At 62.6% G+C, this 11,720-nt stretch carries 14 protein-coding genes and 2 pseudogenes; 8 read left to right on the forward strand and 8 right to left on the reverse strand.

The genetic code is table 11. The features are described 5' to 3' along the window. Nucleotides 1-203: 203 nt before the first annotated feature. On the forward strand, nt 204-1,658 hold the full coding sequence (locus QOC89_RS16050) for a sulfatase-like hydrolase/transferase (RefSeq protein WP_323045910.1): 1,455 nt from the start codon (nt 204-206) through the stop codon (nt 1,656-1,658). Nucleotides 1,659-1,849: 191 nt separating this feature from the next. Continuing rightward, nucleotides 1,850-3,091, forward strand: coding sequence for an MFS transporter (locus QOC89_RS16055; protein WP_323045911.1), 1,242 nt, complete (start codon nt 1,850-1,852; stop codon nt 3,089-3,091). 25 nt (nt 3,092-3,116) lie between these two features. On the opposite strand, the gene QOC89_RS16060 is transcribed toward QOC89_RS16055, so the two are convergent. Both QOC89_RS16060 and QOC89_RS16065 read right to left on the reverse strand, forming a co-directional pair. After that, on the reverse strand, nt 3,117-3,281 hold the full coding sequence (locus QOC89_RS16060) for a hypothetical protein (RefSeq protein ID WP_323045912.1): 165 nt from the start codon (nt 3,279-3,281) through the stop codon (nt 3,117-3,119). Between the two features lie 494 nt (nt 3,282-3,775). Beyond that, on the reverse strand, nt 3,776-4,495 hold the full coding sequence (locus QOC89_RS16065) for a response regulator transcription factor (protein ID WP_323045913.1): 720 nt from the start codon (nt 4,493-4,495) through the stop codon (nt 3,776-3,778). A gap of 409 nt (nt 4,496-4,904) precedes the next feature. Between QOC89_RS16065 and QOC89_RS16070 the strand changes: the two genes are divergently transcribed. Both QOC89_RS16070 and QOC89_RS31890 read left to right on the forward strand, forming a co-directional pair. Beyond that, nucleotides 4,905-6,206 carry an MFS transporter gene (locus tag QOC89_RS16070; RefSeq protein ID WP_323045914.1) on the forward strand — a complete coding sequence of 434 codons (1,302 nt, stop codon included), beginning with the start codon at nt 4,905-4,907 and terminating at the stop codon, nt 6,204-6,206. 142 nt (nt 6,207-6,348) lie between these two features. Beyond that, nucleotides 6,349-6,486: pseudogene (locus tag QOC89_RS31890) on the forward strand (MFS transporter); the annotation flags it as partial. 279 nt (nt 6,487-6,765) lie between these two features. Here the strand turns inward: QOC89_RS31890 and QOC89_RS16080 are convergent. The 6 genes from QOC89_RS16080 to QOC89_RS16105 form a co-directional block, all read right to left on the reverse strand. After that, nucleotides 6,766-7,038 carry a hypothetical protein gene (locus QOC89_RS16080; protein WP_323045915.1) on the reverse strand — a complete coding sequence of 91 codons (273 nt, stop codon included), beginning with the start codon at nt 7,036-7,038 and terminating at the stop codon, nt 6,766-6,768. 70 nt (nt 7,039-7,108) lie between these two features. Then, nucleotides 7,109-7,540 (reverse strand): DoxX family protein, encoded by a 432-nt coding sequence (locus QOC89_RS16085; protein WP_323045916.1) that lies wholly within the window; start codon nt 7,538-7,540, stop codon nt 7,109-7,111. Nucleotides 7,541-7,751: 211 nt separating this feature from the next. Beyond that, nucleotides 7,752-8,159 (reverse strand): VOC family protein, encoded by a 408-nt coding sequence (locus tag QOC89_RS16090; RefSeq protein WP_323045917.1) that lies wholly within the window; start codon nt 8,157-8,159, stop codon nt 7,752-7,754. Between the two features lie 24 nt (nt 8,160-8,183). Further along, nucleotides 8,184-8,648: an RbsD/FucU family protein gene (locus tag QOC89_RS16095; protein ID WP_323045918.1), complete on the reverse strand. Its 465-nt coding sequence runs from the start codon at nt 8,646-8,648 to the stop codon at nt 8,184-8,186. Between the two features lie 157 nt (nt 8,649-8,805). Beyond that, nucleotides 8,806-9,066, reverse strand: a complete 261-nt coding sequence (locus tag QOC89_RS16100) for a hypothetical protein (protein WP_323045919.1) — start codon at nt 9,064-9,066, stop codon at nt 8,806-8,808. A 27-nt stretch (nt 9,067-9,093) separates the two neighbouring features. Further along, a complete protein-coding gene (locus QOC89_RS16105) occupies nt 9,094-9,462 on the reverse strand; it encodes a nuclear transport factor 2 family protein (protein WP_323045920.1) in 369 nt (122 codons plus the stop codon). A gap of 290 nt (nt 9,463-9,752) precedes the next feature. Between QOC89_RS16105 and QOC89_RS16110 the strand changes: the two genes are divergently transcribed. The 4 genes and pseudogenes from QOC89_RS16110 to QOC89_RS16125 all read left to right on the forward strand — a co-directional run. Then, the gene (locus QOC89_RS16110) at nt 9,753-10,118 is read left to right on the forward strand and encodes a type II toxin-antitoxin system RelE/ParE family toxin (protein ID WP_323045921.1); all 366 of its coding nucleotides are present in this window, start codon (nt 9,753-9,755) and stop codon (nt 10,116-10,118) included. A gap of 2 nt (nt 10,119-10,120) precedes the next feature. Beyond that, entirely contained in the window at nt 10,121-10,423 is a 303-nt protein-coding gene (locus tag QOC89_RS16115; RefSeq protein ID WP_323045922.1) for an addiction module antidote protein, read from the forward strand. A 131-nt stretch (nt 10,424-10,554) separates the two neighbouring features. Further along, on the forward strand, nt 10,555-11,454 hold the full coding sequence (locus QOC89_RS16120) for a helix-turn-helix transcriptional regulator (protein WP_323045923.1): 900 nt from the start codon (nt 10,555-10,557) through the stop codon (nt 11,452-11,454). A gap of 133 nt (nt 11,455-11,587) precedes the next feature. Beyond that, a pseudogene (locus tag QOC89_RS16125) lies at nt 11,588-11,720 on the forward strand (N-acetyltransferase); the annotation flags it as partial.

The following is an 11,720-nucleotide window of genomic DNA, read 5'->3' on the forward strand; positions in this document are numbered from 1 at the left end:
CATGCAGGCCGCGGCGCTGATGGGCGAATCCGCGTGCGTGTACTACCAGGAGTTTTCCATTCCGACAACCGGTCGCGTACTGAGTATCCCCGATCAATTGCCGAGAATGGTTCATCAATCGCGCTAGCTTTTGGCTGGGGCGGCACGCCGCCCCAAAAAATTTTGCCGGGCGAGAACTATAGTCCTACATAGTTGGAGGAACAATGAAAGATTCGCAGAACCTGCTCATCATCATGTCCGACGAGCACAACCCCAAGATGCTCGGTTGCGCCAGCAATGACATCGTCGAGACGCCGAATCTCGACGCCCTCGCCGCCCGCGGCACGCGCTTCAGTTCCGCGTACTGCGCGAGCCCCGTGTGCATTCCGGCGCGCGCCTCGTTCGCGGTCGGCAAGTACATCCATCAGATCGGCTATGCGGACAACGCCGACGCTTACGACGGCGACATTCCGAGCTGGCATCACAAGCTGCGCGAACGCGGGCATAACGTGACCTCGATCGGCAAGCTGCATTTCAAGCTGACGGGCGAAGACCACGGCTTTAGCGAGGAAATCATTCCGATGCACATCATCGAGGGCAAGGGCGATCTGATGGGCCTCGTGCGCAGCGATCTGCCGGTGCGCAAGGGGGCCTACAAGATGGCGAACATGGCCGGTCCCGGCGAGAGCCAGTACACGTTCTACGACCGCGAAATCGCCGCGCGCGCCCAGGTATGGCTGCGCGAAGCCGCGCAGAAGCATGCGGACAAACCGTGGGTGCTGTTCGTCTCGTTCGTCGCGCCGCACTTTCCGCTCACCGCGCCGCCGCAGCATTTCTACAAGTACTACGACCGCGATCTGCCGCTGCCGAAGCTCTATCGCAAGGAAGAGCGGCCGACGCATCCGTATCTGGTCGACTATCGCGGCAGCTTCAACTACGACGATTACTTCGACGAGCACAAGCTCAAGAAGGCTCTCGCGGGCTACTACGGATTGTGTTCGTTCCTCGACGAGAACATCGGCCTCGTGCTGAAGGCACTGGAGGACGCCGGCCTCACCAACAACACGCGCGTCATGTACACGAGCGATCACGGCGACAATCTCGGCTCGCGCGGCATGTGGGGCAAATCGACGATGTTCGAGGAAGCGTCCGGCGTGCCGCTGATTCTGGCGGGTCCGGGCATCGAGCCGGGCAAGGTGGTCGATACGCCCGTGAGTCACGTGGACGCCTATCCGTTTATCCTGCGCTCGGTAGGCGAAACCGATCCCGCACTGACGGAGGGCTTCCCTGGCGTGTCGCTGGAGGACATCGCCGACGGCGCGAAGCCCGAGCGCAACGTGCTGACGGAATATCACGGCATGGGCTCGGCCACCGGCGCGTTCATGATCCGCCACAAGCAGTACAAGTACGTGTACTACGTCGATTACCCGCCGCAACTGTTCGATCTCGCGAGCGACCCGGAAGAACTGGAGGACCGCGCCGCCGACCCGCACTATGCGTCCGTGCTGAGCGAATGCCACGAGCGGCTGCTGAGGATCTGCGATCCGGACGACGTGGACCGCATGGTGCGCGAGCGTCAATCGGAATTGCTGGCGGCCCATGGCGGACGCGAAGCCGTGATCGCCCGCGGCGACCTGGGCTTCAGCCCGCCGCCGGGCGCGCCGGTGATCTTCGACTAAGCCGGCTGAACGCACGCATCGGCCACACGAAGACGCAGTACGCCGCGCGAACGAGAGCGTCATCAAGAGCGCATTCCGTTCGTGCAGCGGGCCGATCCATGGTAGGAGACATCGAAGTCCGGGAACGCGCGGCTCATCGCAACAACATGCCGGCCAGCCAGGCGCGCCCCGCACTCCAAAGTGAGGAACGTATGAACGTTTCGAATCAGAAATTCCAGTTCGCGTCCATCCTGTTCGTGTGCTGGTTCGCGAGCTACCTGGAACGCTTTCTGATCAACCTGGCGCTGCCCTTTATCGGCGCCGAGTTCAAGATCGACGAATCCGGCCTCGGGCTGCTGCTGAGCGTGTTTTTCCTGGGCTACGCATTGATCCAGCTGCCCGGCGGCTGGATCGCCGACAGGATCGGCACGCGCAAGACCATCCTGTTCTCCGTCGCGATGTTCGCGGTCTTCACCGCCGCCAGCGGACTGGCGTGGTCGCTCACGGCGATGTTCGTGATCCGCTTCCTGTTCGGCATCTTTGAAGGATGCTTTCCGACTGCCGCATACAAGGCGGTCGCGGAAGGCTACGCGAAGAACGAGCGCGCGCGGGTCCAGTCGTTCATGCTCGCCACGAATCCACTGAGCCTCGTCGTCGCGCCGCTGCTCGCGGTGCCGTTGATCGCCTATCTGGGCTGGCGTGGGATGTTCCTCGGGGCTTCGGTAGTTGGGCTCCTCGCGTTCGCGCTGTACCTGTTCGGCACGCGCACGTCGCATCCGGCGCCGAGCAACCAGCCGGTGGCGGGCGGCGCCTACGCCGCGCCGCGCGGCTTTGGCGAACTCGTTCGCGACAGCAACATCTGGAAGATCTCGGTGATCAACTTCGGCGTCAACATTCTCATCTGGGGTTTTCTGTCGTGGCTCCCCTCCTACATGATGAAGGTGCAGAAGCTCGATCTCGTACATGCCGGATTTGTCTCCGCGCTGCCCGGCGTCGCGGGCATCGTCGGCATGCTGGCGGGCGGCTGGCTCGCCGACAAGGCCTTCGCGGGCCGCGAGAAGTATCTGCTGCTGACAAGCGTAGTGCTGGCCGGGATCAGCCTGTTCGTGATGCTGAACGTGCGGGACCTGCCGGTCGTCATCGCGTGCCAGCTGGTGCTCGCCTTCAGCATGAAGATTTCGTTCATCGCGCTGTGGGCGCTGCCGCTCAAGCTGATCGAAGCGAAAGACATGGGCATGGCTTCAGGCATCGTCAATCTGGGGAGTCAGCTGGCGGGCGTCGCGTCACCCGCCGTGATGGGTTTTCTCATCGTCGCGCGGCACGGCTCGTATGACGGCGCGTTCGCGTTCCTCGCCGCGTGCACAGTGCTGTGCGCCATCGTTACGTTGACCCTGCCGGGAAAGGAGTCCGCTTCGCTACACCGCGAGCCCGAGCTTGCGGCGCAAAAGCAGTGAACAAGGCCTGGGGCGTGGCGATCGATCAATGCCCGATGCGCAACGCCACCAGCAGGCGAGACACCATGTTGTAAGCAGCAATCGTCGCAACCAGTTCGAGCATCGCGGTCGATCCGATCTCTGCGCAGACCGGATCGAAAATCGCATCCGGCACGTCGAGCTCGGCGGACACCGGCGGATAACGTTTCATCACGAGCGGATCGTGGCCCGGTAGACGAGCCGCACCATGCCGACCACGTCGTCGACTTCGTAACCGTGGTTGAAACGCTTGTGACGCATGAAGCGGCCGGTCGCATACTCCATCTCCGAGTCCTCAATTCTTGAATTCGACGCGGCAGGCGCAGGCGTGGAGGTTCGCCGGAAATCTCTGTGGGGCGGCCCGATTTTTTGACTTCGCGGTTCGGCGCAGTGTCGCGGCGTTGGAGAGCCGCGCGGCCGGGGGAAATCTGGACCGAGCCGTGCGGCTCGTGGGGGAAGGCCGTATGGAGGCTTGTATGCGGGCTCGCATCAAGGCGCGGAGCCAGATGCGTGCAGCCAGTGAGTGCGCTTATGTCGGCTAGCCGGCCATCTGTGATCGACGGGCCGTTCGCGGAGACCACGAAACGGGTCTCCGGCTTCTAAAGACAAGATCGGCTGGCCGCCGCGGCGCGCGACCTCAGCCGATCAGTGTGGGCGTTGCCGCGCTCAGGCCGCCTGCTTTTGCACGGCCGCTTCGCCTTGCCGCAGATGCAGCAAGCGATAGCCGCTCTTGTAAACGGGCTGCAGCCGGAAGTCGTTTTGCGGCTCGATCTCAAGCAGCAAGCGAAGCCGCGACACATGACTGTCGATCGTGCGGGTGAACTCGCGGAATTCACGGCCCCACACCATCGCGAAGATATGGTCGCGCGACAGCACGCGGCCGATATTGGAAAAGAACAACGACGCCAACCGGTATTGCGTACCCGATAGCTGCACCGGCTGACCGCGCAGCATGACGAGCTGGCGATGCGTGTCGAAACGGTAGGGGCCGACATCGAAATTCGTGACGCTGAAACGGTCCGGATAAGCGCGGCGAAGTAACGCCGCCACGCGTTCGCGGAACTCGCCCGGCCGCAGCGGCAGCGGCACATACTCGTCTGCGCCGCTGGCAAAGGCGCGCACCACGCTCTCTTCCGACGTCTCCGCCGAAGCAAACACGACCGGCACCCGGTCGCCGCCGACCGCGCGCACCGAGCGCAGCACCTCGGCGCCCGACAGGCGTGTGCCTTGCCAGTCCAGCACCAGCAGATCCACGGTGGAACGGGCGAGCGCCTTCGACATGGTCAAACCATCGTCGTAGACCAGACACGTATGGTTGGCGTTCGTGAGGACCTTTTCGATCGATTGACGCATGACGGGGTCACGCTGAAGGATGGCAATGCGCATGGGATAACTCTTAACTGATAGCTCGGACGCGATTCTCGGAGGGACGCCCAAGTCATCCCATAGGAGCATTCCTAATTTGCGTCCCAATCGCCCGGCTCCGACAGGCATGCGCGGCATTCCTACACTCGTCAGCGGAGGCTCGCACGGCGTGCGGCCTTCGTCGTCCTGGCGTCGTCGAAAGGACAAGTTTCGGGGAACTTTTTCCCATCTAATTAAGCACCTCCCGAAACGAATTGCCGCAGTCCTGTAAAATCTTGGCCCTGGCCCCAGTCGTCACCGCGTTTACCCTACCCGGGCCAGCGCGGCGGTGTCCCGTGCTCTACCCAGCGCTTGCCACACTTCTCGCCCGACGACCGCCGTATTTCCGCACGCCCATGTGTGGTTCCCAATTAAAGACAAGACACAAGCAATGCAAGCGACCAATCTGGGTGGAGCGCAGGCTGTCACCCCACGCCCTCTTGGGCGAAGCGATTACAAGACGCTCGGCCTCGCCGCGCTCGGCGGGGCGCTGGAGTTTTACGACTTCATCATCTTCGTATTCTTTGCGCCGGCGATCGGCCAGTTGTTCTTCCCCGCCGCGATGCCCGACTGGCTGCGTCAGGTGCAGACCTTCGGCATCTTTGCCGCGGGCTATCTGGCGCGGCCGCTCGGCGGCATCATCATGGCGCACTTCGGCGACCTGTTCGGCCGTAAGCGCATGTTCACGCTGAGCGTGCTGCTGATGTCAGTGCCGACGCTGATGATGGGCCTGTTGCCCACCTACGCCAGCATCGGCGTGATGGCGCCGGTCCTGCTGCTGCTGTTCCGCGTGATGCAAGGCGCGGCGGTGGGCGGCGAAGTGCCGGGCGCGTGGGTGTTCGTCTCCGAGCACGTGCCCGAGCGGCACGTCGGCTATGCGTGCGGCACGCTGACGGCCGGCCTCACGGCGGGCATCCTGCTCGGCTCGTTGATCGCATCGGCGGTGAACCGCCATTTCGCACCGGCGGAAATCTCCGCCTACGCATGGCGTATTCCGTTCCTGGTAGGCGGCGTGTTCGGCATGTTCTCGGTTTATCTGCGCCGCTGGCTGCATGAAACGCCGGTGTTCGCCGAGCTCAAGCAACGCAAGGCGATCGCCGCGGAAGTCCCGCTCAAAGCCGTCCTGCGCGACCATGGCCGCGCCGTGATCGTGTCGATGCTGCTCACGTGGATGCTGTCGGCCGCGATCGTGGTCGTGATTCTGATGACGCCCACGCTGCTGCAGAAGCAGTTTCACATCGCGCCGGCCACCGCGCTGCTGGCGAACTGTGTGGCGACGCTGTGTCTGACGATCGGCTGTGTGATGGCAGGCTCGATCGCCGGCCGGATCGGTGCGGGGCGCACGATTTTCATTGGCGGCCTGGCGTTGGCCCTGACGTACTACGTGATGTTCCAGCAGCTCGCCGTCGATACGTCGGCGCTGGTGCCGCTCTACGCCGTGGCCGGCCTCTTCGTCGGCGTGATCGGCGCGATTCCGTTCGTGATGGTCAAGGCGTTCCCGCCGATCATTCGTTTCTCCGGCATCTCGTTCTCGTATAACGTCGCTTATGCGGTGTTCGGCGGCCTTACGCCGATCGCCGTTTCGTTGATGATGAAGTCGAACCCGATGGCCGCGCCGCTGTATGTCGGCGCTATTTGCATTCTCGGTGCGCTGGCTACGCTGTTTATTAAAGACGCGCCGCAGGCGCGCTAAGCGAGTTGTTCGCAACGGTGCACCGTGTCGTGCGCCGTTATTTGCAGCGGCTCCACAGCTGGCGGTTTCGGCGGTTTCGGCGGTTTCGACACTTCACGACAGTGCGAAATATCGTGCAACGTATCGGCCTACGATGTGTTGCATGAACTCTTCCAATACGTCCTTCACGCCGGCCCTCGGCCGCATTCTCGCGACCGTCAGCGTCGGTTTCGTCGTCACTCAACTCGACGTGACTATCGTCAACATCGCGCTGCCGAAGATCGCCTTGTCCATCCAGAGCCGCACGCGTCGGCCTCGGACCCGCACAAGACGACTGGCTCTGGGCAAGTGGGTGAATCGCGCTGAGCGTCTCACGGCTTTGACCAGCGCGTGGGCGAATCGGTGAATCGACGAATCGGCAAACCGGCAAACCGGCAAACCGGCAAACCGGACGAAGCATCTCACCACCTGGTCGAAAGTACAAAAAAATGCCCCCGCGATGCCTACGCACCGTGGGGGTCATTTTTTAACGCTATACGGCGCGAGGAGCTGCAATACGCTCACACTAGCGCCACACGATTTACAACGCCGCTTCCTGAATCGTGCCGGTGTCGATTGCGCGCTCGATCAGCCCTTCGTTTTGCGCCTTGACAATCGCGTCGGCGATCAGTTTTTCCGGCTCCTCGATCTCGGCCTTGATCGTGCTGATGAGGCCCGAAGCATCCAGCACCACCAGTGTTTTCGCCGAATCGGCAAGGCTGATGATCACGCGATGCGGCGTAGGCCCTTCGCCAAGACTTGCGCACAACTGCGTAACCTTGCCGCCAATGGTTTGCTCAAAACTCTGAATCATTATTTGCTCCCTTGATGATCGCCACAATCAATATCGATAGCAACCTGCACAGACTACCTCAACTGCATGATCAGAGACTCAGTCCGCCGCGTGGCGCACGCGCGCCGTCGATGCTGATACGGCCCGCCCCGGTCACGAACAACAGCAGGAAACCACCGGCGATACCGATGTTCTTCCAGAAGTGAATCACCATATCGCGTTGCAAGGCAGGATCGGTCACGTTCCAGAAATCGTGCCCCAGCACCGCGGTCGCCACGGCGTATACAGCCAGGATGAGCGCGAGCGGGCGGATCTTGAAGCCGACGATCAGCAGCAGGCCGCCGAGCGCCTCGACCGCGGTTGCGATCGGTGCGGCGACCTGAACGAAGGGCACGCCCTTCGAATGCAGGTAGCCCACGAAGCCCGCATAGCCCAGCAGTTTCATCACGCCGCCCCACAAAAACAGCACGGCAAGAGCGATACGCGCGATGAGGATAACGCCGGAATCGACGGGACGCGTCATGAGGGGCTCCTGTAAATGAATAAGCAGCAGACCCGGCCAGGCGGCCGCAGTTCCCCACTTTCGACCTGGGAATAGCCACGTTGCCCGCCATTTTCCCAGCGGGCCCGAGTGAACGGCGCACTTCGCGCCGTCTCAGCGGAGCAAAAAAGGTGTCCGAGCGCTCAGCAAGCACCCGATTCCGCACGACGCGCCACGCCTCGTGCCGCGATGCTCATGGCCGAGGATACGTCGCGACCTCGATCAGATTGCCGTCCGGATCGCGGCAATACACCGAAGTCATCTTGCCGCGCGCGCCGTCGCGCTCAACCGGGCCGGCCTCTATCTCCACACCCTGAGCGAGCCAGTGGGCCTTGACCTCGGCGGGACTCGCAGTGGTGATAAAGCACAGGTCGGCGCTGCCCGGCACCGGCTCGCGCCCGGTGAACCACGCGAGCGTGTCCGCATCCGCCGGACGCAAGTTGATTTTCTGATTGCCGTACGTCATCGCCACGCGCGTGCCGGTGCGCGATTCGAACTGGCTGCGCCGCATGCCGAGCATGCGCGCATACCAGGCCGCGCTCGCTTCCACGTCGGCGACATTCAGAACGAGATGATCGAGACTGTCTATCGAGAAGCTCATAGGTTTCGTCGCCATGGAGACGGGCTACTGTTGCGGCGCATCGGGCGCGAGCAGGACGCCCTTGGTAAACACGAAGCAGCCGTAACCGCGCGCTTCACCGGTTGCGATCACGCAATAAGCCTTGCGCGCCCGCTCATAGAAAGCAAAACGTTCGACCGACGCCAACGGGACCTCGCGCCCTTCCGCCGCATCGATCTCGATCTGCGCTTCGCGCTGAACGGCCGGAACCGTATTCGGCTCGCCTACCACTTCCATCCGCGAGGCCGGGTGTTCGATGAAGGTATCCAGCGGCATGACCGAAAGAATCGCACGAATCGCGCGCGGTGCGTTCACGCCGTCGAGTCGCAGCAGCTTGCCCAACACCGTCTGCTGCGCGACGGACGCGCCCGGGAAGTTGGCGTCGCAAACCACCAGTTCGTCGCCATGTCCCATCGCGCGTAACGCATGCAGCACATCGGCATTTAGCAGCGGGTCCAGATTTTTCAGCACGCGTTGTCTCCTTGAGATCCTTTGGGTCCTTGCGGTCCGTTTTTGGTGGCGAGCTGCCCGGGTCCGAAGGGTTTGTCCTTGTAGCGCTGTCCTTCCAGCGCACTGAGATCGATTGTAGCAAGACCTTAGCGCACGGTCCGGTGCCGATGCCTGATCGTCAATCCGCTTTTGCGCACGACGCGCCTGGCCGATTCTGACGACATTGCCACCGCAGCCATCCGACCAGTGCGAGCAGCACGAGACCCGCGCCACCCAACACCGGCTCGCGCCAGGCCAGCAACGCAGTGAAGGTGAACGCGCGCGCACCGGCCAGCAGAGCGAAGCCGGCAATCGCGCTGGAGAGCGCGTCGACGGCGCCCGCGAGGCGCGCGACCCTGAGGACAACTCCGGGAGCCGTGGCGGCAGCGGATTCGTGCATGATCGTCTCCGTAAAAAGCGTGGCGGGTCAGGCGGCGGCAGGCACCTGGTCGAGGAAGCCGGTCACCGCCTGGAGGCGGCCGTGTGCGTCGAGCACGCCGAAGTCGGATCCCTTCACGATCGCCTCGCCGCCCGGCGTGGTGAGCGCCCACGAAAAGCGCAGCCGGTTCGCGAAGCCGTCGACCTCCGTCGTGCGGTGAAACGTGTGATGCGGAAAACGCTCATGCACCGCACGAATCATTGCGTCGATGCCATCGTGGCCCGCGCCTGCCAGCAGCGGATCGCGATAGTCGGCATCGGCGGCCCATGTCGCCGCGATCAGTTCGCGGCGGCGCCTCGCATCGGTTTCATTCCATGCGTCGAAATATCGGTCGATCAGATCGGTATGCGCATTCATTTCAAACTCCTTGATTGGCATGACTGAGCACTACGCTCGGCAGACTGGCTGTATGCGGCGGGCTCGGAGTGAAGATTGGCGCCTCGAGCGCAGCACGTCGATTACGTGGGAGGTAAGCATCCGGATGCACTGCGGTGATCCACGTCCATTTGCCCGCCGGATTGGCCATCCGGCCGAGTCGTCACAGGCGGCCTCAGCCGCTAATCTCATTGGGCTAGCGGGAGCCGCGCGGCGTTGCCACGCAGCATGTGATGAACTGAACGGGTGCGGACACGAGCCGCTTTTTAAATATGGTTTTTACGCTTGCAAGATCGTATCCGACAGGATACACTCATCAGCAAATCGGTTCACCGCCTGTGTACACGGTCCACCGCACAGAGGAATTCGACAGTTGGCTTGCCGGCCTCGCAGACTTAAGAGCGAGGGCAAAAATCCTGGTGCGGGTCCGGCGTGCGGAGCGAGGTCATTTCGGCGACGTCAAGTTGCTGGAAGACGGTGTGTCCGAGATGCGCATCGATTGCGGTCCCGGCTATCGGGTCTACTTCGCGCGCGAAGGGCGTTCGGTGTACCTGCTGCTCTGCGGGGGCGATAAGTCCTCACAGTCAGCCGACATCAAGCATGCCAAATCAATGTGGGCAGCAATCAGAAAGGAATAGTCATGAGCAAAGTCAAAACCGCACGGTTCGACGCATCGCACTACCTCGATAGCGAGGAGATGATCGCCGAATATCTCAACGCTGCGCTGGAAGAAGGCGACGCCGACCTCCTCCTCGCCGCAATCGCCGATATCGCAAAAGCACGCGGCATCGCGAAGGTCGCGGCCGACGCCGGGCTCGGGCGCGAAAGCCTTTACAAAACACTCGCACCCGGCTCCAAACCGCGCATGGATACCGTGTTCAAGTTGCTGCACGCGTTAGGCGTCAAGCTCAACGCCGTGCCGGACGGCGTGGCGCACGCCTGACTCGCGCTTCCCGCGTTTGTCGCCTGGGGCAATGCCCCAAATGTGCCGCGTATTTGTGGAAGGTCCTACGCTTCTTCCGGATGTTCCGGGTCTGCCCGGGCCTGCCCGGGTCTGTCATTACCTCTCAAGTAATGGATCGCTCACGCGCTTTGGCTATCATCGGCAACATGAACACACTCTCTCTCGCGCAAACCATCCCGTCGAACGTGCCGACGGCAAGCCGCACGGTCGGCGACCTGCTGCGTGAATGGCGGCAGCGGCGAAGAATGAGCCAGTTGCTGCTCGCAGCTGAAGCCGATATTTCAACGCGGCATCTGAGCTTCGTCGAATCAGGGCGTGCGGTGCCCAGCCGGGAAATGGTCATGCACCTCGCCGAGCGGCTCGACGTGCCGCTGCGGGCACGCAACGCACTTCTGGTCGCGGCGGGTTATGCGCCGCTGTTCCGCGAGCGTCCTTTGACAGACCCGCAACTGGCCGCCGCGCGCGAGGCAGTGGAGTTAGTGCTCAAAGGTCACGAGCCATATCCGGCACTCGCGATCGACCGTCACTGGACCATCGTCGCCGCGAACAATGCGCTTGCGCCGCTGCTTGCGGGCGCAAGCCCGGCACTGCTGAAACCACCGGTCAATGCGATGCGACTGAGCTTGCATCCGGAAGGCATCGCGGCGTCGATCGTCAACTGGCATGCCTGGCGCGCGCACGCGCTGTCCCGGCTCCAGCGGCAAATCGACGTGAGCGGTGACGATACGTTGAGCGCACTGCGTGATGAGCTAGTCACGTACCCCTCTCCAGCCGGCGCGGAAGCGGCCGACCACGACGACATCGCGACCGATCAGGTCGCCGTGCCGCTGCGGCTGCGCACGCCTATCGGCGAGCTGTCGTTCTTCAGCACGACCACGGTATTCGGAACGCCGGTGGATGTAACGCTGTCGGAACTTGCCATTGAAGCGTTCTTTCCCGCCGACCAGCAAACGGCGGCGGCATTGCGAGAGTTTGCCGAAAGCCAACGCGCCGAAGGCCAACGAGCATGAAGCTGCGAAGCCGTGAAGCCATGGAGCCGTGAAGCCGTGAAGCCGTGAAGCAATAGCATGGCAGCGGGGCCGCAGAATCCCGGGCGAGATACAGACCGAGTTGTTACCGCTTGTGCACGATCATCCAAACCACATGGAGACGCATTTGATCAACAACGCCCCACTGGTGCGCCAGCTCGGTCCGGCCGACCGCGATGCCTACTTCCAGCTTCGGCTGCGAGGACTAAAGGCACATCCGGAGTCATTCGGTCAAAGCTACGAGGAAG

This window comes from Paraburkholderia sp. (assembly GCF_034668105.1).
Lineage (GTDB): Bacteria > Pseudomonadota > Gammaproteobacteria > Burkholderiales > Burkholderiaceae > Paraburkholderia.

Coding starts and splice junctions, on each gene's coding strand:
- QOC89_RS16050 (WP_323045910.1), top strand. CDS start 204: ATGAAAGATTCGCAGAACCTGCTCATCATCATGTCCGACGAGCACAAC.
- QOC89_RS16055 (WP_323045911.1), top strand. CDS start 1,850: ATGAACGTTTCGAATCAGAAATTCCAGTTCGCGTCCATCCTGTTCGTG.
- QOC89_RS16060 (WP_323045912.1), bottom strand. CDS start 3,281: ATGAAACGTTATCCGCCGGTGTCCGCCGAGCTCGACGTGCCGGATGCG.
- QOC89_RS16065 (WP_323045913.1), bottom strand. CDS start 4,495: ATGCGCATTGCCATCCTTCAGCGTGACCCCGTCATGCGTCAATCGATC.
- QOC89_RS16070 (WP_323045914.1), top strand. CDS start 4,905: ATGCAAGCGACCAATCTGGGTGGAGCGCAGGCTGTCACCCCACGCCCT.
- QOC89_RS16080 (WP_323045915.1), bottom strand. CDS start 7,038: ATGATTCAGAGTTTTGAGCAAACCATTGGCGGCAAGGTTACGCAGTTG.
- QOC89_RS16085 (WP_323045916.1), bottom strand. CDS start 7,540: ATGACGCGTCCCGTCGATTCCGGCGTTATCCTCATCGCGCGTATCGCT.
- QOC89_RS16090 (WP_323045917.1), bottom strand. CDS start 8,159: ATGAGCTTCTCGATAGACAGTCTCGATCATCTCGTTCTGAATGTCGCC.
- QOC89_RS16100 (WP_323045919.1), bottom strand. CDS start 9,066: ATGCACGAATCCGCTGCCGCCACGGCTCCCGGAGTTGTCCTCAGGGTC.
- QOC89_RS16105 (WP_323045920.1), bottom strand. CDS start 9,462: ATGAATGCGCATACCGATCTGATCGACCGATATTTCGACGCATGGAAT.
- QOC89_RS16110 (WP_323045921.1), top strand. CDS start 9,753: ATGGTTTTTACGCTTGCAAGATCGTATCCGACAGGATACACTCATCAG.
- QOC89_RS16115 (WP_323045922.1), top strand. CDS start 10,121: ATGAGCAAAGTCAAAACCGCACGGTTCGACGCATCGCACTACCTCGAT.
- QOC89_RS16120 (WP_323045923.1), top strand. CDS start 10,555: ATGGATCGCTCACGCGCTTTGGCTATCATCGGCAACATGAACACACTC.